The organism is Desulfuromonas sp. DDH964 (assembly GCF_001611275.1).
In the GTDB taxonomy this organism is placed as follows: domain Bacteria; phylum Desulfobacterota; class Desulfuromonadia; order Desulfuromonadales; family DDH964; genus DDH964.
Genome location: NZ_CP015080.1, coordinates 2,581,527 through 2,601,606 on the forward strand (window position 1 = coordinate 2,581,527; position 20,080 = coordinate 2,601,606).

Here is a 20,080-nt window from a genome sequence, read left to right on the forward strand (position 1 = left end):
CAAGCTAGCGCACCTCGATCGGCAGTCCGTCGGTCACTACTGACAACCGGTTTCCGGCCGGGTCCCGGAAATTCACCCGATCGAGGGTGATCTCGCCCCGGCCTACGGCCTGGGCGGTGAAAACTACCCGTGCCAGGATTCCGGCGCCGGAGGAACCGGTTCCGGCGGCCCCCTGCTTGGTACCGATGATCAGCTGCCCCTTGTCGCGATTGGCGCTGGAGGTGAAGATCGTGCTCGCGCCACTGGCGCCGAGGAACTCTCCTTCCTCGGCCCGTACGAAACTGCAGAGCTCCGGAGGGAAGAACAGAAAGAAGGGAGCACTGTAAAGGTTCTGCATTGCATCCACAGCAACCTCGACGACAAACTCCTCTCCAACCGTGACCAGGCCAGGCCCCTTCAGAAAAATCCGCGCCTCGGCTGGGGCAGGTGCCAATTCAAGGGGAGGCAGGGTCACCTCGGGGACATTCCCGGGAGGTAGGGGTTTGCCTTCCGTCCCAGGGGGGGGCAGCGCGAGCGGCAGACTGGCGGCGGCCGGCATCTGAGCCTGGGGAACTTCCATCATGGCCGGCGGCTCCTGGGGTGGGGGCAGCACGGGAAGAGCGGACTCAGGGTTGCCCGGGCTCATTGTGGCTGGAGGTGGACCTTCCAGCCCTGCCCCTGCCGGAGAAGTGACCGCAGGCTGCAACGGCTGCGCCGGAGTTGCAGGTAATGAGGACACGGAGAACTCAGCTTCACCAGGAACAGCAGCCCCCTGAGTAACCGGGTTGCGCCCAGGAGCGGGAGGGGGCGCGGTTTTATTCTGCTGTGCCTCGAGCGGCGCAGCGAAGGCGCTGAAGTTCGGCCCCGCCTTCAAGTCATCCTCCCCACCCGACCAGATGCTGGCGACATCCGACCTGGGCAATTCGAGGGCCTTGACGATATGGGGGGTGATCGAAAGCAGGATCTCGCGCTTGGTCTTGTCGCGCTTGTGGCCGGAGAGGAGGTCGCCCACCAGAGGAATCCGGCCGAGGAACGGAAAGGTATTTTTGGTCTTGGAGTAATCGTCACGGATCAGGCCACCGAGAATGGTCGTTTCCCCGTCCTTGAGGGTGAGGGAGGTGTTGGCGTTGGTGGTGGAGATGGTCAGCGCCAGGGTACCATTATCGGTGGTCATTCGGTTGGTGACGTTGCTGACTTCGAGCCCGAGCTTGGTGATCACGGTATTGTCCAGCTGCACGCTTGGCTCGACCTCGACCTTGACCCCGACATCGACGTACTGGATATTGTCGGAACGGGTATCAGTCCCGGTGGTGGTGACAGTGATGACCGGTTCGCGCGAGCCGATATGAACCTTGGCCTTCTCCTTGTTGCGCACCCGGATCTTCGGGTTGGCCAGAATCTCCGAATCGGTCAGGGTCTTCTGCAAATTGAAGGTGGCAGAGGGAATGGTGTAGAGAAAATCGAGGTTGCGCAGCCCGCTCATACCGTTGACGGTGATGCTGTCCCCGATGGAGGTCTCACCCGGGTTGACGAAGCCGAAACTGGTGCCATAGCTTTTCAGCCGGGCGCCGATATCGAGGTTGTCGGTGTGGCTGATCTCGACCAGTTCCAGCTCATAAATGACCTCGGCATCGCCGCGATCGGCGGCCTCGATTATCTGCTGCGCCAACCGGATGACATCGGGCGTATCGCGGATCACCAGGGCGTTCAATTCTTCGTGGACATAGATCTTGCGCAGTTGCAGCATCGTCCGCAGCAGGTTGACCGCCTTCTTGGCATCGATGTTGGAAAGATAGAAGGTCTGGATCAGCTGGTCCTGGTACTGCTTCTCCTTGTCCTTGCTGCTGCTGTAGATGATCACGGTCTTCGGGTTGAGCACCCGCTTGCCGAGGTTGTTCATCTTCAGCAGCAGTTCGAGGGCCTGGGCAAAACTGGCGTCCTCGAGAAAGACGGTGACCTTCTGCTCCTTGGTATCTTCGTCGAAAAGGAAATTGATCCCGGAGAGCTTGGAGAGGATGCTGAAGACCTCCTTGATCTGCGCATCCTTAAACTTGAGGGTGATCGGTTTGTCCGAAGCAACATCGAGTTCCTGGCCATCCAGGATGGTTCCCCCGGAGCTTTGGACCTTTTCGAGCAGGGTGCGGGCGCGGAGGTTCTCCGGGTCAAGAATCAGCGCCTGTTGCAGGTTTTTCCGGGCCGGGGCAAAACGGCGCTGCCGGTAAAAATCCTCGGCTTCGTCAATGAGCAGTCCGGCCTGGATCCGCGCCTCCGCCTGCTTGAGCTCCAGCCCGGCGACCGCGAGACTAGGGTCATAGCTGATGGAGCGGCGGAATTCATCGACAGCAGCATTCAATTCGTTCCCGGCGGATAATTCCCGCCCCTTTTGAAGATGTGCCCAACCCGCCTTGGCCCGGGCGTTGGCGAGTTTGACCCGGTACTCGTCGGTATCCGGGTCCCCGCTGGCAGCAGCCAGATACTTTTCAACCGCCGCATCGTATTGGCCCTGGGCCATCAAGTCCTCGCCGGCGACGAAAGACTTCTTGGCCGCGCAACCGCCAAGCAGCAGGGCAAGTAACACGAACAGAACGCAAAACACGCTTGATGCTGGTTTTATCATTGGCCAACCTCATTCGCCTTGACCGGAGATTCCGGCAAAGGGCTATCCGGGGGCAATCCCTCCTCGACGGGAGGAACGGTAATATCGGGGAGTGGCTCGACGGCAGGAGCCTCTTCGCTCCCGGTCATGACCGGCATGGTGGTCGCTGATGGCCGCACCGGCAACAACATCCGCGGGTTAATCCGCGACCCCGGGGTCGGGCTGCGTCCTGTCTTATTTCCGCCACCGGTACCGAATTGGGGGATCAGGGGCTGATTCTCGGCCAGTTCGATCTCGATCTTACGGCTGTCGCCGGCCACCTGGATTACCAACCTGGTGGCAGTCAGTTCGCCGACAGTGAATTCCTGCCGATCACCGAAACGCGTCCCTTTCTTTACCAGATAAAGATCCTTGTCACGACTTAGAAATACAGTCTTTTCCTGATCCTTTTCGAGATAACCGAGAAACCTGAAGCGCGCCAGCTCCCGTTGCACCACCGGGGTGGGCTGCGGTGGCGGCGGAGGTGGCGGTGCCGCGACGACCGGGGCACTGACGACCTTCGGCGGTGGCGGGGGGGGCGGTGGCGGCGGTTCGACGCTGCCAAAAATATTCCGCTTGTACCCGGGGAACGTCCCCTCATTTACCTGGAACAGCTCCAGGTGAAGATGGGTATCGTCGACGGCCGGATCGCCCTTGGGCGTGGTCAGCCGGGTTGGCAAGGGACGTTCCTTGCCGGGCGGGTTCTGCCGGGGAATGCGTTCCTGACGCGGAGAAGCCCAGTAGCTGTAGGCGATGGAGAGCCCGAGACAGATGAGCAGCAGCAGGAGAATAAGTGGTTTTCGCTTCATGGTGCCGGCTTCCGAAAATAGGTCGTCAACCGCAGCCCGAGGTTGATCTGGTCGGGGCGCTCTGCTCCTGAAGAAGTATTCAGGTTCAATTCCTCGATGGCCACCAGACGCGGGGAATGCTCAATAAGGTAGATGAACTTTTTGACCTGCCCGTAATCGCCGGTCACCGTGAAGGAGACGGTGTAGCTGAGCAACTCCTCCTCGCCCTTGACCGGGGCGGGGTCGTAATTGACCCGGTCGATGGCAAGCCTGGACTGACCCGCCATCGCGAAGAGATCGCCGATCAGGCCGGTGAAGTCGGTCCGATCGGGAATAGCCGCCGCCAAGGTTTGCAGGTCGGCAAGACCGCGCCGGAAGAGCCCCTGGGGTGATTCGTCAACCTCTCCGGACTTGCGGGCGTCACGATAATTCTGCTGGGCACGGAGAAAGTCGTTCTCCAGGGCAGCCAGCTGCGGGCCGACGTACCAGAATGCCACAGCTGCCGCGGCAAGACTCACCAGCAACAGGATGCCGATTAGTATTGGCAACACGCGGTTGGTGCGCCAGATAGCCGCCCAGAGCGATTCCCGGACCATGTCAAAAGGCTCCTTCGAGGACCAGGGAGAAGCTCAGTTCCTCCCCCCCCCCGGTCTGCCCCCGGCCCGGTTCAATGCGGGCCTGGTTGAGCAGGTAAACCGCTGCAATATCCTCGGACGCCAGCAGGCGATCGAGGAAATTCTGCAGTTTGTCAAGGTTGCGGGCGAGGCCGGAGATTCTTAGCGAGCGGCCACGAAAGTCAGGCTGGATACTGCGCAACCCGATCCCCGCCGGAACCAGCCTCTCCAGGCGCCCGAGGAGGTCGGTCCAGCGAAAGGTATCCTTGGCCAGAACACCATTAAAAAAGGCAATCCGTTCCCGCAGGCGCTGGTACTCCTCAGCGGAAAAGCGAACTTCGGCAGTACCCACTTCAGGCTGCGCTGCCCGCTCCATCTGGACAATAGCTGCGCGCAGTTTTTGGCTCTCCTGCCAGCAACTCCAGAAATAAGCTCCCAGCCCCGCCAGCAATATCAGCAGAAGCAGCATCGCCACCCCATAGCCGGCATAGAGCAGGCGGCGGTTCAGGTAGGTTTTGGTCGCCAGGTTCAGACTTGGATTCATCCCCTTACCTCAAAGAAGTCGTTCCGCAACGCCGATAGCCGCGGCCAATCCGCGCGCCCGCCAGGGTGGGAGGTCGAGAGCACCGGTGGCCAGTTGTTGGAGATTGACATCCAGCAGGGTTGATTCGCGACCGAAGGCCGAATCAACCGCAGCGGAAACGTCACCGGTTTCCGGCCAGTCGCAATGGAGGAAAACCGGGGCGCGGCCGCTGCCAGGGATTTTCTCGCTTTGCCCGGCGAGGGAACGGGCCAGTTCCTGGAACACCCGGGTCGGGCTGCTCTCCACATCCCGGGCCCGGTAGAAAGCCAGGGCACGGTCCTGGTAAACCTGGAGCGAGAGCGTCTGCCGGTCGACCCCGACCAGAATGAAATCATTCCCCATTTCAAGTCGCGGCCGATAGAAATTGTAAACGTTGAGAGGATGAAAATCGATCAGTTGCGCCCCGTAGCCGGCCGCGGCGAGGGTCTCCTCGTAATCGAGCAGGACATCCTGGGCGACCAGACCGACCAACAGCCGGGTGCGCCCGTTCTGCCCCGGCCCGATCGACTGATAATCGAGATGAACCTCCTTGGCTTCCCCGGGGAGCTGGTTTTTCAGTTGCCAGCGAAGAATCTCCACCCCCTCTTCGCGCGAACGGAAGGTCTCCCCTACCTCGGTCAGCAAGAGTCGGCCGGCCCCCTCCGGCAGGGAGACTGCAACCCGTTCTTCCGTGCCGGCAAGGGGGTGCAACACCTCCTGCAGCGCCTTGACAAAGAGCCTCCGGTCCGGGATATTGGCGCCCCGCAGGGCAGGCCGGAGCAGGCCATCACGCAACGGCAGCAGGCGGCCGTTGGTCAATCGCCCGGAGCGGCCATGGCGGTGCAGGGCGACCGCGCGCAACTCACCGCTGCGGATATCGAGGCCGAGATAGGTGCGGCGGATCATAGACTCTCCGTCGGTTCGACAAAGGTCACCCGGTTGATTTCACGCAGGGTGGTGATGCCGGAAAAGACCTTTTCCAGAGCCGCATCCCGCAGAAAAACTGTGCCGCAGGCTTTGGCCGCCCGCTTTAATTCGGTCACCGGAGCCCGGGTGATAATCAATTCGCGAATCTCGTCGGTCAATTCCAGCAGTTCGACGATGGCGCTGCGTCCCATGTAGCCGGTGCCGTGGCATTCGGAGCAACCTGCCCCCTCGAAAAACACCTGGTCGGCCATCGCCTCGATCTTGAGACCCGAATCGAGCAAAAGCTGCGGATCGGCCGGAACCTGCTGCCGGCAATGGGGACAGATTTTGCGCACCAGGCGCTGGGCCGCCACGCAGTTGAGACAGGAGACGAAATTGTAGGCGTCAATCCCCATATGGAGGAAACGGCCAAGCACATCAAAGACGTTATTGGCGTGAACCGTGGTAAAGACCAGATGCCCGGTCAGGGCCGACTGCACAGCGATCTGGGCGGTCTCGGGGTCGCGGATCTCGCCGACCATGATCTTGTCCGGGTCATGGCGCAGAATCGAGCGTAACCCGCGGGCGAAGGTCAAACCCTTCTTTTCATTGACCGGAATCTGCACCACCCCCTTGACCTGGTATTCAACCGGGTCCTCGATGGTGATGATCTTCTCTTCCTCGTTGTTGATTTCGAGGAGGGCGGCGTAAAGACTGGTAGTTTTGCCGCTGCCGGTCGGACCGGTGACCAGCACCATGCCGTAGGGTTCACGGATCTTGCGCCGGAACCGTACCAGTTCCCGCTCGGTAAAGCCGAGGGCCTCCAGGGTCAGCCCTTTGAGGTCGGCCGCGATCGACTCCTTGTCGAGGATACGGATAACCGCATCTTCACCAAAGATACTCGGCATGATCGAAACCCGAAAGTCGATCGACTTGCCGCCGATCCGGACCTTGAAGCGGCCATCCTGGGGGATGCGCCGTTCCGAGATGTCGAGTTCGCTCATGACCTTGATACGGGAGATGATCGGGCTCTGGAAGCGGCCATCGAGGGGCTCGGTGGCGCGGTAAAGGACGCCGTCGACGCGGTACTTGATGATGACTCCTTCCTGGCTCGATTCGATATGGATGTCACTCGCCCGCTTGACCAGGGCGTCATAGAGGGTGGAATCGATCAGGCGGATTATCGGGCTGGTGTCGGCGGTCAGTTTCTCGATGGAGAGGACCTCTTCGCCCTTGTCGGTCTCCTTCACCAGCTGCAGCTTGAAGTCCTCGGAGACTTCGCGCAAGACCCGCTTGGAGCCGGCCTCTCCCTTTTCGAGGAAGCGGTCGATGCGGTCCCTGGCCGTCACCATCAGGGTCAGGGGCTGGCCGAGCTGGGCTTCGAGTTCATCGAGGGAAAGCACATCCGTGGGGTCCGCGACCGCGACCACCAGCCGGCCGGCTTCCCGCCGCACCGGTATGAAATGGAAGCGCAGCGCCAACCCGGGCGCAAGTTCGCCCAGCAGTTCGGGGTCCGGGATAAAGGTCCCGAGATCGAGAAACTCCAGGCCAAACTGCTGGGCCAGCGATTGCGCGAGCAAGTCCTCGCTGAAGAACCCCTCGGCGACGCCGGTTTCGCCGAAACGCTTGCCGTGCAGCTCCTGCTGGGCACGGATCAGGTCGACCTCCGCCGGCGTAATGGCGCCCGCCTCGACCAGAATTTCACCGAGTTTTCTGCGCTGGAAATTCATTCCTGCTCCGAAATTATCAACGGACGGTACCGGCCATCTGGAAGATCGGCAAATACATGGCGACGACGACGCCGCCCACCAAAAGACCCATGCCGAGCATCATCAGCGGCTCGATCATGGTTGTCAACCGATCGAGCCGTTTCTCGACTTCGCCCTCATAAAAATCGGCTACATCGGTGAGCATTTCGGCCAGGGCGCCGCTCGTCTCGCCAATCCCGACCATACGCAGGGCGATCAAGGGGAAGATGCGGCTCGGCTCAAGAGCGGCCGAGAGCGACGTCCCCTCCTCGACCCGACGGACGACCAGGCCGAGGCTCCGTTCAAGAACCCGGTTGTTGAGCGTGCCGCCGGACATGCGCAGGGCCGGCACCATCGGAATCCCGCTCGAAAGGGTCGTGCCGAGGGTGCGGCAGAAACTGGAGAGGGCATAATCGGCAAAGAGCCCGCCGAAAAAAGGGAGGACCAGCCGTGCGCGGTCGACCAGCAGCCCCCCTCTTTCGGTGCGCAGGAACCCGCGCAGGAGGAGGGCGACGGCGGCGAGCAGGGGAAGGGTTACCGGCAACGAGCGGACCGCCCCCTTGGAAAACCCGATCAGGAGACGGGTCGCCAGGGGGAGTTCCACATTGGCATCGGCGTAAATCTGGGTAAAGCTGGGGATGACGTAGAAGATCAGGAACGAGAGTACCGCCACCACCGCGATCGTTACCAGCAGCGGATAGAATGATGCGCTGCGGATCTTCCCCTTGAGCACCTCGATCCGCTTCTGATAGGCAATGAATCGCCCCAGGGTCAGCACCAGATCGCCAGTCTTTTCCCCCGCTTTGAAAGACGCAATGTAAAGAGGGGGAAAGATTTTCGGAAATTTTCCGAAAGACTCGGAGAGGGAACTGCCCCCCTTGATATCCTCCCGCACCTCCCGGAACAGGTCGAGCATGAGCCCGGGCTCCATCCGCTCGATGAGGACATCGAGGACCTGAAGAATGGGCAAGCCCGACCGCAACAGGACCAGGAGTTCCTGGTTGAGGGCCAAAAAACGCCGGCTGTTGAGACGGCGTCTGAAAAGCTGGGCCGGTATCAGGGAACGAAAGAGCCGCTTCCGGATCCGGAAGACAAAGAAACCCTGCGTCTCGAGGTTCTCCCGGAGCAGCTCCTGGTTGCTGGCCTCGAACTCTTTCTCGAGGACCCGGCCGTCGACGGTGCCGAGCTTACAGAGGTAGGTTGGCATAGGGTCGAAAAGATATCACAAATCCACCGGGAATTGAATAGAAACCTTGCAAAACGGCCGGTCGGAATAGTATCCGACCGGCCGTTAAAAAAATTCAAAACAGCCTTTGCGTCAATAACTTTTCGGGTTGTGTTCGACGCCATGGCAGTTCAACAGACAGCTGCCGTGCCTGCTGGCCACCCCCTGGGCATTAAACTCGAGCTTGTTGTCGGCATTGGGCTGCACGAAGTCTTTGTTAAAAGAAATCAGAAATTGATATCGGTTGCTACCATGGGCGTCATGGCAGGAAAAACAGGTCGTCCCAAGTTTCCCAGTTGCCACGTTACCCTTAATATGAAGCGCATGATAAGGGAAACTTTCATTACCGAGGATACTCGTCCGGCTGTGGCACTTGTAGCACAGGGCGTAGGCGAACTCGCTCTCGGGCCGTTCGTCTTCCATCTCATAATTGTTAACGAGCAGACCCCTGTAATTCGACCCATGCGGTCCCTTGGGACCGGCCGAGTCGTCATTCCCATGACAATCCCGGCACGAGATGACAGAAATGTCACCAGGCTTCTCCTGACGCGTTGCGTAGGGAGTTTTGAGGCTGATCACATACGCATTTCGCCCCTCCCCTTCGATCGGATGGAAGGAGGTGTTCGTAACGGAAAATTCTGCGTGTTTGTTGGAAGAATCGGACGGCAGGTTGGCACTCTCGGCGTGACACTTGTAACAAAGTTCGTACTCTTCGGTAAGTTCGACTGTGAAATTACCGACCCGCTTTCCGGAAAGCCCCCGGAAGGGGGTGTCACGATCCAGCTGGTGCGGCTCGTGACAATCCACACATTCGGCGTGCCGCGCCGCATTCACCAACTCCTCGGGAAGCGCCTCGTTGGCCTGATGCACCCCACTGGTCGCCAAAACCGGATGGTTGTATGGTTTACGCAATTCCGCACCGATATCCCGCAAGGCCCCGGCCCCCTCCGACTTCAGGTAGCCCCGGCGGCTCATCTCCTGACGTCCCTGGCTGTCGCCGTGGCAAACGAGGCAGGCCTGCTCCTCTCCGGAAATGCTCATGGACATCCCCCGGTGGCAGGCACGACAGGATTTTGGCAGCAGGGTCTTGTCGCCGTGTACACCCTGCAGCATGCTGGCCCCGGGAGCGGCAAACGCAGCCCAGGGCGCGACTATAAGCAGCAGGGCAAAAAGCGCAAATTTAGGCATCAGATTCCGTCGACGAAAATTGGTCATGGTCAGAAGGTGTTATGCCCCGCCCCGACCCCACCTCCGGCGGGAAGACCTCCGGAAGAGAACGCCGGTCCGTGGCAGGCATTACAGGTCGTGTCATAATCGCTAACAGCACTGGCATCGTTGGTGTAATGGGCCCACATGGGGAGGTCGTAACTGGCGTTTCGCGTGTCGTTGTGGGGATCATGGCAGGTGGTGCACTGCATTCGCTTTTCCTTATCCAGGTACTCTATTGGGGGCTCGATATAGTTACCTTTGCCGACGACAGCGCTCAGGGTACCTTGCACGGTCCCGTCGTAGACAAAGGAAATCGGGTGGGAGGTCGTCAAGTCGATCGTCCCCTGAGCGGACATGGTCAAGTTGGCAATTGTGCCCCGACTGATGACTTCGCCGACCGCAGAAACCCCGTCATGGCAGGAAAGGCAAAGTCGCGACGCCCCGTTCGGGTACTCGATGGTGGGATCGGTATTGGTATACTTGGCCGCGGGAATTTCGTCGATGGAAATTGCCGCCAGATTGCCGTAGAGGGGAAATCCGCCACTCGGCCTCGTGGGGTCGTTGCGGTTCCAGAGTGGACCCTTGGTGGAAGCACCATGCGGCGTATGGCAAAAGACGCAAACCTGTTGCACGTTCTCATTCGACGTCGCATGGATGGCACTTTGGCTGTTGCTGGAAAGGTTGTGCGGATGGTCGTTGACCCCGCCGGTCCCTGCACTCAGCTTCTGTGCGGCGTCAGCAGTGCCAAGGACCAGGAGCCCCCCCCCCAGGCAACCCAGACCGTACAGCAAAATTTTTTTTAGGTAGACCATATCTCGTCTCACGGGCAGAACTGGATGTGGATAGCAATCACCCCGACCTGGCTAGGTAATGCAAGAAAAACACCATCGCTACAGCGGCACCACTCGATTTCAGGGGCTGACCAGGTACTGAAAGATCTGTACCCGGAAGTTACAGGCATCCACAGCATATAGCCGATCGTGGTTGTCCATGAAAAGCCCGGCAGGCAGACAAAACTGCCCGGCGCCTCGTCCCGGCTGACCGAAATACAGCAGCAAATTCCCTTCCGAATCGAAAACCTGGATATTATCGAATGCCGCATCAGTCACGTAAATATTGCCTGTCGAATCAAGGGCAATTCCACGAGGTCTGGCAAAAGTCCCGGGTCCGTCGCCTAGCTGGCCGATGTACCCCAGAAAATTTCCTTGGGAATCCTGAACTTCAACGCGAAAATTCAAACTATCAACAACAAAAATCCGACCGTCCTTGGCCACCACCACCGCGGTAGGGTGATTAAACCCTCCCCCTTGGCCGGAACCGCGGATGGTTTTCTGATAGGCCAGGTTGCGGTCAAAAACCTCGACGGTCCCTTCCAGGACATCTACGACATAGAGCTGCCCGGCGGAATCGACCGCCAGACCGCCGGGGCGGGAAAAGGGTTTGTTGGGCTGGACAAAGCCCTGCCATTTCCCCGAATAGTCGAAAATTGAAACGCTTCGTGCTATTGAATCGGCGACGAAAATCCTCCCCTGGCCAGAATCGACGGCGATTCCCACCGGCGAGGTCAGAGGCCGGTTGGCAGCACTAAGCCACTGCTCGTGCGTTCCCCGTGTCAGGTCGAAGCGATGGATAGCGGGGGTCCCGGAATCGGTGACCCAGATGCGTCCTTCGCCATCGGCGACAACCCCGTAGGCATTGGCCAACGGCCTCGGGGTCCGATCCTTTCCTGCCAACCACTCGAAAAACCTGTTCCCTTTGCTGCCATCCCCTTCGCCAATGTTCTCCTCATTAACCGTCCGCAGGAATCGGATTCGCGGTGGCGAGGGAGCTTGGGGCCATGCGAGGTTTATCTCAGGGTTGCTCCACCTCGCTCCGGATGACAATCCGGAGGAACAACCACCCAGGCACAACAGACCGCCTAGAGCCAACCAACTCCAAGAGCGCAGCAAGGTACAACACCCCCTAATAATATTTAACTGGATACTTTTCTTTCAGGGCGTCCATCCAATCCTTGGTTAATTGTTCCCGTTGCTGTTTTTCCAGGTCGCTTTTGATCTTGTCATGCATCTCTTCATACGATAGTTGCTTTGGCTCTTTGACTTCGAACAATTTAATTATGTGATACCCATACATGGTTTTTATGGGTCCAGATATTTCACCGGGTTTCATCGACTTTAACGCTGCGTCAAATTCAGGGACAGTCTGTCCCTCATGAAAAGTACCAAGATCGCCGCCGACGTAACGGGTCCGGTCATCGGAATTGTAATATGCCAGGTTATAAAAATCATCTCCAGCCTTGGCTTTTTCAAGAAGATCCTCGGCCTTTTCTAGCAGAACGGTACGCTCTTCCTGGTTGGATGAGGGGTCGACTTTAATCAGGATGTGGCTTGCGTGATATTGTCTGGGGCGCTTGAAGCGTGCCTTGTTCGTTTCGTAATACTCCTTGATTTTTGTTTCCGGTACCTTGACCTTACTGCCAACGGCAGCCTCTTCGGCCTTTTCAGCAAGAAGGTCCCGGTAAATGTCGGCGCGCAGGAATCCGGCTCCCTCCGCGCCAATTGCATCCCTAAAATCAGCTTCCGATTTAAATCGGTCCCGGATTTTCTGAAAACGCCTGTCAACCTCACCATTATCGACAACCAGTTCCTCACTGAGGGCGTACAGAACTTTCAACGCGCGTTGAACCAAACCATCCAAGGCTTTCTTTTTGATTTCCTGAATCTTCTCCGGTGAAACACCGCCATGAAAGCTGACATTTAAGGGGAGAACTTTCTGGATTGCCTGATTCATCTCCTGATTGGAGATCGTCAGGCTTCCGACCTGGGCAACACCTTCGGCCTCGGCAGCAAACACCGATACATTAAAAATTCCGGCACATAAAAAGACCAGAGCAACCAGGCCGCGAAAAGCATAAAGCATTTTATAATCTCCTTTAATCTCAGGTGGGTCGAATTCCCCGAAGCTTGCTTCGATGAAAGCGATCAATCTAAACTTTTGATACCCCGTAGCTTGCTGCGGGGAGATTCATTGGATTGGTCAGGAACCGTTATCATAGGGAACCGACTCAGGCAAAGTCAAGTCATAGACCCAAAGTACAAAGAGGAGGCGAACCATTGCGAGTTCGCCTCCTCTTTGCATTCAATAAAATGGCGGGGCTGACGGGACTCGAACCCGCGACCTCCGGCGTGACAGGCCGGCGTTGTAACCGACTCTACTACAGCCCCATATCTGTTTGACTCTGTTGCTACCGCTGAGGACTGGTGGGCGAAACAGGGATCGAACCTGTGACCCTCGGCTTGTAAGGCCGATGCTCTCCCAGCTGAGCTATTCGCCCCGGCAGCCAGTAAACAAGGAAAGGAAATGGCGGGGCTGACGGGACTCGAACCCGCGACCTCCGGCGTGACAGGCCGGCGTTGTAACCGACTCTACTACAGCCCCATTTCTTAGACAGAAAATAGGAAACAAAAATAGTCGTTAAGTGGGAGCGAAGCCGGCTATTTCCGTTTCCTATTTCCCTGATTTTTTAGCCGCTGGTGGCAGGACAGCGGGGTGAAGCAATTTAGTTGACCGAATCCTTGAGAGCCTTGCCAGCCTTGAATTTGGGGGTCTTGGCGGCAGGGATGTTGATCTTGGCGCCAGTCTGGGGATTTTTGCCCGTACGGGCCGCACGAGCGCTAACACTGAAGGTACCGAATCCAACCAGGGCGACTTTCTCGCCGGCCTTGAGAGCATCGGTCACCGCATCGGCAAATGCTTTAAGTGCCTTCTCGGCATCGGTTTTGCTCAGACCTGCTTTTTCTGCCATCGCATTAACAAGATCCGCTTTCGTCACAACATACCTCCACGTATTAGGGATTATTAAAGCCCTGCTGAAATCGCGATACTTATATCAGAGTTGGAAAAAGAGTGTCAAGAGAATATTTCCGCCGCAACCCTAATGGTGGAGCGGTTCTTCGGCCTCCGGGCGGTAGTCTTCAGCCGGTGGGAGCGAGCTCAGGGGGAGGTCGACCAGCAGGGCCCTCTCCAGGACCTCGTCCATGTGTCCAACCGGGGTCACAGTCAGTGCCTTGAGTATCTGCGCCGGCACCTCTTCCAGGTTCTTTTCGTTCTCCTTGGGGATTAAAACCTTGGAAATCCCTGCCCGCCTGGCCGCCAGAAGCTTCTCCTTGAGGCCACCAATCGGCAGAACCCGGCCGCGCAGGGTGATTTCTCCAGTCATCGCCAGGTCGCGGTCGACACTACGGCCGGTAAGGGCTGAGGCCAGGGCCGTTGCCATGGTGATCCCGGCCGACGGCCCGTCCTTGGGGATGGCCCCCTCGGGGACATGAATGTGGATATCGAGCTTCTGGTAAAAATCCTTCTCCAGGCCCAGCTCGGTCCAGCGCGAACGAACGTAACTGAGGGCCGCCTGGGCTGATTCACGCATCACCTCACCGAGCTTGCCGGTGATGGTCAGCTTGCCCTGGCCGGGGAGGATAGCCGTCTCGATCGTCAGCAACTCACCGCCGACTTCGGTCCAGGCCAGCCCGGTGGCCATGCCGACCCGACTCTCCTCATCACGAACACCGTAACTGTACCGGGGGACGCCGAGATATTTCTTGACCTGGGCGGCAGCGACATTGAAGCGGCGCTGCTTCTCTTCTGATTTGACCAGCTCCCGTGCAATCTTGCGGCAGATGTTGGCCAGTTCCCGTTCCAGGTTGCGCACGCCGGCCTCGCGGGTGTATCGGCGGATAATCTCGTAGAGAGCGGTTTCGGAAAACTGAACCTGGTCAAGGGCCAGGCCATGGGCCGCGAGCTGCTTGGGCACCAGATAGCGCCGGGAAATATTCAGCTTTTCTTCCTCGGTATACCCCTCGATGCGGATCACTTCCATCCGGTCCCGCAACGGCCCGGGAATAGAGAAGAGATTGTTCGCCGTGGCGATAAAAAGGACGCTAGACAGGTCGTATTCGACATCGAGAAAATGATCGCCGAAGCTGTTGTTCTGTTCCGGATCGAGGACCTCCAGCAGGGCAGAGGACGGATCACCGCGGAAATCGGTGCTCATCTTGTCGATTTCATCGAGCAAAAAGACCGGGTTTTTTACCCCGACCTTGCGCAGGCTCTGGATGATTTTGCCCGGCATGGCGCCGATGTAGGTCCGGCGATGGCCGCGGATTTCGGCCTCATCGCGGACGCCACCGAGAGAGATGCGGACAAATTTCCGGCCGAGAGAACGGGCGACGGAGCGTCCCAGCGAGGTCTTGCCGACCCCGGGAGGTCCGACCAGGCAGAGGATCGGCCCCTTGATCTTCTTGACCAGGGCCTGGACCGCAAGGTACTCGATGATCCGCTCCTTGACCCGCTCCAGCCCGTAATGATCCTCCTCCAACACCTGTTCGGCAAAGGCGAGATCGAGCCGGTCGCGGCTTGCCTTGCGCCAGGGGAGGGAGATCATCCAGTCGAGGTAGTTGCGCACGACGGTCGCCTCGGCGGACATCGGCGACATCATTTTCAGTTTCCGCAGTTCGCTGTTCGATTTCTCCGTGGCTTCACGGGACATCCGTTTTTTACTGATCTTCTCTTCGAGTTCGCGCAGCTCCTGCTTGAACTCGTCCTTGTCCCCGAGTTCCTTCTGGATCGCCCGCATCTGCTCGTTGAGGTAGTACTCCTTCTGGCTGCGCTCCATCTGGCTCTTGACGCGGTTGCGAATCTTCTTCTCGATCTGCAGAATTTCGACTTCCCGCTCGAGCATGGCGAGGAGCTGTTCCAGACGCTCCTGGGGATTGATCAGTTCCAGCAGCTCCTGCTTTTCGGTGATCCGCACACTGACCTGGGCAATGACCGTATCGGCCAACCGCCCCGGCTCGGTGATACCGGCGATCGAAGCCACCATCTCCGGGGGAACTTTTTTACTCAGGTTGATGTAACTCTCAAAGGTGTCGCGGACGCTGCGCAGCAACGCCTCGATCTCCGGGGAATCGACCGGGAGATCGGCCAGACGCTCCGCCGAGACGAAGGTACACCCCTCCCCGTTGACAACTTCGAGGATTTTGGCCCGTTCCTTCCCTTCGATCAGAACCTTGACAGTGCCATCGGGGAGTTTGAGGAGCTGGATGATCTGACCGACACAGCCGGAATGGTAGATGTCGTCGAACTCCGGGTCATCGGTGCGGGGGTCGAGCTGGGTCGCCAGAAAGATTTCCCGGCCACGCTCCATCGCCCATTCCAGCGCCTGGATGGAGCGCGCCCGACCGACGAAGAGGGGAGTAACCATGTGGGGGAAGATGACGATGTCACGCAGCGGCAGCAGGGGTAACAGCCCGCTGTCGAGCATCTCTTCGGCGATAGGTTCGGTCTTATCGGTCATGAGTGGAATGACCTTTCTCGACGCCGGCGTTCAAACAGTTCACGCCGACTCGGCGCATTCGTAGAGGACGATCGGCCGGGCATTGCCAATGATGGTTTCCTCACTGATCACGACCTCTTTGACCCGGTCCTGGGACGGAATATCATACATGACCTCCAGCATGGCATTCTCGAGGATCGAGCGGAGGCCACGAGCGCCGGTCTTGCGCTTGAGCGCTTCCCTGGCAATGGCAACCAGGGCGCCGTCGGTGAAGCGAAGATGGACCTTTTCCATCTCGAAGAGCTTCTGGTATTGCTTGACGAGAGCGTTCCTGGGCTCCTTGAGAATCTGGATCAACGATTCCTCATCCAGTTCGTTAAGGGTGGCAACCACTGGCAGCCGGCCGATAAATTCGGGGATCAGGCCGTATTTCAGCAGGTCCGAGGGTTCGACCTGGGCGAGGATTTCTCCCAGGTTCTGTTCACTCTTGCGCCGGATATCGGCGCCAAAACCCATCCCTTTGGCACCGATACGCTGGGAAATAATGGTGTCGAGGCCGGAAAAGGCACCACCGCAGATAAAGAGGATATTGGTGGTATCGACCTTGAGAAATTCCTGCTGGGGGTGCTTGCGCCCCCCCTTGGGAGGAACGCTCGCCATGGTCCCTTCGATGATTTTGAGCAGCGCCTGCTGCACCCCTTCGCCGGAGACATCCCGGGTGATCGACGGGGAATCGGACTTGCGGGCGACCTTGTCGACCTCGTCGATATAGATGATCCCCTTCTGCGCTTTCTCGAGGTCGTAGTCGGCCGCCTGCAGCAGATTGAGAATGATATTCTCGACATCTTCACCGACATAACCCGCCTCGGTCAGGTTGGTGGCGTCGGCGATGGCAAAAGGAACGTCGAGGAGTCGGGCCAGGGTCTGGGCAAGGAGGGTCTTGCCGCTGCCGGTCGGTCCCAGGAGCAGGATGTTGCTCTTCTGCACCTCTACATCACCGGTACGGCCGGTATTCTCCACCCGCTTGTAATGATTGTAGACCGCGACCGCCAGGACCTTCTTGGCGCGCTCCTGGCCGATGACATACTCGTCCAGAACTTCCTTGATTTCGATCGGTTTGGGCAGGCTGCCAGTCCCGCTGCCGCCAGACTCCTCGAGCTTGGCTTCCTCGGCGATGATGTCCTTGCACAGCTCGATACACTCATCGCAGATGTAGACCGCCGGGCCGGCAATCAGCTTCTTGACCTCGTCCTGGGCCTTGCCACAGAAGGAACAGATCAGCTGTCCGGAATGCTCGTTGTTCGGGCTCAATACTGCCTCCGTTCAGGGGTGATTCAGATTTTGCTCTTCACGATGTCGTCGACGATACCATATTTCTTCGCCGCCTCGCTACCCATGAAGAAATCCCGCTCGGTGTCAGCCGCGATCCGCTCCAGCTTCTGTCCAGTGTGTTTTGCCAGAATCCCGTTCAGGGTATCGCGCATGCGCAGAATCTCCTGGGCGTGGATATTGATGTCGGTCGCCTGTCCCTGGAAACCGCCGAGGGGCTGGTGAATCATGATCCGTGCATTGGGCAGAGCGAAGCGCTTCCCCTCCGACCCGGCCGCCAGCAGGACCGCCCCCATGCTCGCCGCCTGCCCGACACAGATGGTCGATACGGGAGCCTTCAGATACTGCATTGTATCATAAATGGCCATACCAGCCGTCACCACCCCACCGGGGGAGTTGATATATAGGTGAATATCCTTTTCCGGATCCTCGGACTCGAGAAAGAGGAGCTGGGCAATGACCAGGTTGGCCATATGATCCTCAATCGCTCCGCCGAGAAAGATGATCCGGTCCTTGAGCAGTCGTGAATAGATATCGTAGGCGCGCTCGCCCCGTCCGGTCTGCTCAACCACCATCGGTACCAGGGTCATCAGCTTCACTCCTTGTCGTCGGTCGATTTGGCCGCCAGGTCTGCTTTGGCAACTTCGCTGATCTGTGCCCCGGCCAGCAGGAACTCGATCACCTTCTCTTCACCCATCTGCAGCAGCAGGCCGCGGCGGGCGTCTTCGTTGCCGTAATGGCGCTTGACGGCATCGATTGGCGCGTTGGACATGGCGGCAATCTGCTCGAGTTTGCCGTCGATCTCGCTCTCCTCGACCTGCAATCCCTCCTGGCGGCCGATCGCCTCCAGGATCAGGGTCCCCTGCACCTGCTTGACCGCCGTGTCGCGGTACATGGCGCGGAAAGACTCTTCGTTCATGCCAAGCATCTCCAGGCTCATCCCCTGGGACTGCATGCGGGAACGGATGTTGGCGAGCATGTAATCGAGCTGGCCGGAGACCATGGTCTCGGGGGCCTCGACCGGGTTCGCCGCGATCAGGGCTTCCATCAGGCGTTCACGCAGGTCACCGTCGATCCGGTTCCGCTCCTGGGTGAGGTAGTTCTCTTCGAGACGCGCGCGCAGCTCGGCGACGGAATCGAGTCCGAACCCCTTGGCAAACTCGTCATCGAGAGCGGGCAGTTCCTTCTCCTTGATCTCGTGCAGACGCACCTTGAAGGTGACCTCCTGGCCGGCGAGTTCCTCGTTGCCGTAGTCGGCGGGGAAGGTGACCTGAATCTCCTTCTCCTCCTCCCGTTTCATCCCTTCGAGCTGCTCTTCGAAGCCGGGGATGAAGCTCCCCGAACCGAGCTCGAGCTGGTGCCCTTCCGCCTTCCCCCCTTCAAAGGCCTCCCCCTTGAGGAAACCTTCGAAATCGATGACGACAAAATCGCCCTTGCGCGCCTTCTTGCGAGTGGAAACCACCATCTCGGCCCGGGAGGCCCGCATCTCCTCGATGCGCTTGTCGGTCACCTCGGGATCGGCCTCGAACCGCTCCTTTTCGAGCTTGAGCCCGGTGTAGTCCTTGGCGGTGAATTCCGGCTTGACCTCGACATGGGCCTCGTAGGTAAAAGGCTGCCCTTTTGCGATCACACCACTGTCGACGATTTCCGGATCGGCGATGGCCAGAATCTTGTGCTCGAACAGGGCCTTGAAGTAGGAATCATTGATCAGCCGGCTGAGTACCTGCTCTTCCATCTGCGGCGCAAACTGCCGTTCGAGGATAGCCCGCGGAACCTTGCCGGGGCGAAATCCGGGAAGCTTGGCCGACTTGCCAATCTTGCTGTAGGCCTTGTCGATCTCTGCCGCCACATGGTCGGCAGGGAGCTCGAAGGAAAGTTTCTTCCGGACGCTGCTGATCTCTTCTATCTTGACGTTCATCTGATTTTCCTCACCTTGGATTGAAGCTGTGAAAAAGGGCAAAGGGGCCTGATGGCCAACCGGTCGGATGCGTGGGCGCGGCCAGGATCCTTGCCGCGATTATTGAGGTTGGTGCGAGAGGGGGGAGTCGAACCCCCACGGTTGCCCGCTGGATCCTAAGTCCAGTGCGTCTGCCAGTTCCGCCACTCTCGCACGGAATTTTCCAACGACGCGGTCAGGCCAACCGGCACTCGGGAAGGTTTCCCGGCGGGTGCGCCTGTCTGCCGATGGGAAAATAGAGAAGCCCGCCCTTTTTTGCCGACTTACCTGTGGCCCGGAAAGCCACAAATCTCAGGCACGGAAAAGGCGGGCCAGTCCAATCTAAATGGGGTGAGTGAAGGGGATCGAACCCTCGACAACTGGAGCCACAATCCAGTGCTCTACCAACTGAGCTACACCCACCACAAAACGGAGCCAATACTAGCCAAGCAACTGGCCATTTGTCAACGGGAATCTTGGGTTTTCCCGACACGGCTGAAATGGCGCGCCAGGAAGGATTCGAACCCTCGGCCAACGGCTTAGAAGGCCGCTGCTCTTTCCAACTGAGCTACTGGCGCGGAATGGTCGGGGCGACTGGATTCGAACCAGCGGCCCCCTGCTCCCAAGGCAGGTGCGCTACCAGGCTGCGCTACGCCCCGACAAGAGGGAGATTACTAACACACCCCCGTACTTTCTGCAACCCCAAAATCGGCCTTCATGGCCTGCCGACTCTCCGCCCGGCTCCACAATCGACCTGCAACCCTTCAATCAGCCAGCGACCTGGGCATCATGTCGCCCGTGAGGGTGCGACTTTGGCC

At 58.8% G+C, this 20,080-nt stretch carries 16 protein-coding genes and 7 tRNA genes; all 23 read right to left on the bottom strand.

The window, feature by feature from the left end:
• Window positions 1-4: 4 nt before the first annotated feature.
• Window positions 5-2,575 carry a secretin N-terminal domain-containing protein gene (locus DBW_RS11875; RefSeq protein WP_066727728.1) on the bottom strand — a complete coding sequence of 857 codons (2,571 nt, stop codon included), beginning with the start codon at window positions 2,573-2,575 and terminating at the stop codon, window positions 5-7.
• A 17-nt stretch (window positions 2,576-2,592) separates the two neighbouring features.
• Window positions 2,593-3,423: a hypothetical protein gene (locus tag DBW_RS18570; protein ID WP_066727729.1), complete on the bottom strand. Its 831-nt coding sequence runs from the start codon at window positions 3,421-3,423 to the stop codon at window positions 2,593-2,595.
• Window positions 3,420-3,998, bottom strand: a complete 579-nt coding sequence (pilO, locus tag DBW_RS11885) for a type 4a pilus biogenesis protein PilO (RefSeq protein WP_066727730.1) — start codon at window positions 3,996-3,998, stop codon at window positions 3,420-3,422. The genes DBW_RS18570 and pilO overlap by 4 nt, the downstream gene beginning before the upstream one ends.
• A 1-nt stretch (window position 3,999) precedes the next feature.
• Window positions 4,000-4,560: a PilN domain-containing protein gene (locus DBW_RS11890; RefSeq protein WP_066727731.1), complete on the bottom strand. Its 561-nt coding sequence runs from the start codon at window positions 4,558-4,560 to the stop codon at window positions 4,000-4,002.
• Between the two features lie 9 nt (window positions 4,561-4,569).
• A complete protein-coding gene (locus DBW_RS11895) occupies window positions 4,570-5,484 on the bottom strand; it encodes a hypothetical protein (protein ID WP_066727732.1) in 915 nt (304 codons plus the stop codon).
• Window positions 5,481-7,214 carry a GspE/PulE family protein gene (locus DBW_RS11900; protein ID WP_066727733.1) on the bottom strand — a complete coding sequence of 578 codons (1,734 nt, stop codon included), beginning with the start codon at window positions 7,212-7,214 and terminating at the stop codon, window positions 5,481-5,483. The genes DBW_RS11895 and DBW_RS11900 overlap by 4 nt, the downstream gene beginning before the upstream one ends.
• A gap of 16 nt (window positions 7,215-7,230) precedes the next feature.
• Window positions 7,231-8,439, bottom strand: a complete 1,209-nt coding sequence (locus DBW_RS11905) for a type II secretion system F family protein (RefSeq protein ID WP_066727734.1) — start codon at window positions 8,437-8,439, stop codon at window positions 7,231-7,233.
• A gap of 111 nt (window positions 8,440-8,550) precedes the next feature.
• The gene (locus DBW_RS11910) at window positions 8,551-9,672 is read right to left on the bottom strand and encodes a cytochrome c3 family protein (RefSeq protein WP_082820329.1); all 1,122 of its coding nucleotides are present in this window, start codon (window positions 9,670-9,672) and stop codon (window positions 8,551-8,553) included.
• 2 nt (window positions 9,673-9,674) lie between these two features.
• Complete coding sequence (locus tag DBW_RS11915) at window positions 9,675-10,478, bottom strand: hypothetical protein (RefSeq protein WP_066727736.1); 804 nt, start codon at window positions 10,476-10,478, stop codon at window positions 9,675-9,677.
• 99 nt (window positions 10,479-10,577) lie between these two features.
• Window positions 10,578-11,369 carry a 6-bladed beta-propeller gene (locus tag DBW_RS11920; RefSeq protein WP_066727737.1) on the bottom strand — a complete coding sequence of 264 codons (792 nt, stop codon included), beginning with the start codon at window positions 11,367-11,369 and terminating at the stop codon, window positions 10,578-10,580.
• Window positions 11,370-11,628: 259 nt separating this feature from the next.
• The gene (locus DBW_RS11925) at window positions 11,629-12,651 is read right to left on the bottom strand and encodes a peptidylprolyl isomerase (RefSeq protein ID WP_157471883.1); all 1,023 of its coding nucleotides are present in this window, start codon (window positions 12,649-12,651) and stop codon (window positions 11,629-11,631) included.
• A gap of 162 nt (window positions 12,652-12,813) precedes the next feature.
• Window positions 12,814-12,890 (bottom strand) — tRNA-Asp (locus DBW_RS11930).
• Window positions 12,891-12,924: 34 nt separating this feature from the next.
• Window positions 12,925-13,000 (bottom strand) — tRNA-Val (locus DBW_RS11935).
• Window positions 13,001-13,027: 27 nt separating this feature from the next.
• Window positions 13,028-13,104 (bottom strand) — tRNA-Asp (locus tag DBW_RS11940).
• Between the two features lie 121 nt (window positions 13,105-13,225).
• Window positions 13,226-13,498, bottom strand: coding sequence for an HU family DNA-binding protein (locus DBW_RS11945; protein ID WP_066727739.1), 273 nt, complete (start codon window positions 13,496-13,498; stop codon window positions 13,226-13,228).
• A gap of 102 nt (window positions 13,499-13,600) precedes the next feature.
• Entirely contained in the window at window positions 13,601-16,018 is a 2,418-nt protein-coding gene (lon, locus tag DBW_RS11950) for an endopeptidase La (protein ID WP_066727740.1), read from the bottom strand.
• 39 nt (window positions 16,019-16,057) lie between these two features.
• Window positions 16,058-17,308, bottom strand: a complete 1,251-nt coding sequence (gene clpX, locus DBW_RS11955; protein WP_066727741.1) for an ATP-dependent Clp protease ATP-binding subunit ClpX — start codon at window positions 17,306-17,308, stop codon at window positions 16,058-16,060.
• 23 nt (window positions 17,309-17,331) lie between these two features.
• On the bottom strand, window positions 17,332-17,916 hold the full coding sequence (clpP, locus tag DBW_RS11960; protein ID WP_066727742.1) for an ATP-dependent Clp endopeptidase proteolytic subunit ClpP: 585 nt from the start codon (window positions 17,914-17,916) through the stop codon (window positions 17,332-17,334).
• Between the two features lie 5 nt (window positions 17,917-17,921).
• Window positions 17,922-19,244 carry a trigger factor gene (gene tig / locus DBW_RS11965; protein ID WP_066727743.1) on the bottom strand — a complete coding sequence of 441 codons (1,323 nt, stop codon included), beginning with the start codon at window positions 19,242-19,244 and terminating at the stop codon, window positions 17,922-17,924.
• A 109-nt stretch (window positions 19,245-19,353) separates the two neighbouring features.
• Window positions 19,354-19,436 (bottom strand) — tRNA-Leu (locus DBW_RS11970).
• Window positions 19,437-19,609: 173 nt separating this feature from the next.
• A tRNA-His gene (locus tag DBW_RS11975) sits at window positions 19,610-19,685 on the bottom strand.
• 78 nt (window positions 19,686-19,763) lie between these two features.
• A tRNA-Arg gene (locus tag DBW_RS11980) sits at window positions 19,764-19,840 on the bottom strand.
• 4 nt (window positions 19,841-19,844) lie between these two features.
• A tRNA-Pro gene (locus tag DBW_RS11985) sits at window positions 19,845-19,921 on the bottom strand.
• Between the last annotated feature and the right edge of the window lie 159 nt (window positions 19,922-20,080).

Bases quoted from the DNA above. Each gene is read 5' to 3' on its own strand.
- DBW_RS18570 (WP_066727729.1), bottom strand. From the start codon at position 3,423: ATGAAGCGAAAACCACTTATTCTCCTGCTGCTGCTCATCTGTCTCGGG.
- pilO (WP_066727730.1), bottom strand. From the start codon at position 3,998: ATGGTCCGGGAATCGCTCTGGGCGGCTATCTGGCGCACCAACCGCGTG.
- DBW_RS11890 (WP_066727731.1), bottom strand. From the start codon at position 4,560: ATGAATCCAAGTCTGAACCTGGCGACCAAAACCTACCTGAACCGCCGC.
- DBW_RS11895 (WP_066727732.1), bottom strand. From the start codon at position 5,484: ATGATCCGCCGCACCTATCTCGGCCTCGATATCCGCAGCGGTGAGTTG.
- DBW_RS11900 (WP_066727733.1), bottom strand. From the start codon at position 7,214: ATGAATTTCCAGCGCAGAAAACTCGGTGAAATTCTGGTCGAGGCGGGC.
- DBW_RS11905 (WP_066727734.1), bottom strand. From the start codon at position 8,439: ATGCCAACCTACCTCTGTAAGCTCGGCACCGTCGACGGCCGGGTCCTC.
- DBW_RS11910 (WP_082820329.1), bottom strand. From the start codon at position 9,672: ATGACCAATTTTCGTCGACGGAATCTGATGCCTAAATTTGCGCTTTTT.
- DBW_RS11915 (WP_066727736.1), bottom strand. From the start codon at position 10,478: ATGGTCTACCTAAAAAAAATTTTGCTGTACGGTCTGGGTTGCCTGGGG.
- lon (WP_066727740.1), bottom strand. From the start codon at position 16,018: ATGACCGATAAGACCGAACCTATCGCCGAAGAGATGCTCGACAGCGGG.
- clpP (WP_066727742.1), bottom strand. From the start codon at position 17,916: ATGACCCTGGTACCGATGGTGGTTGAGCAGACCGGACGGGGCGAGCGC.
- tig (WP_066727743.1), bottom strand. From the start codon at position 19,244: ATGAACGTCAAGATAGAAGAGATCAGCAGCGTCCGGAAGAAACTTTCC.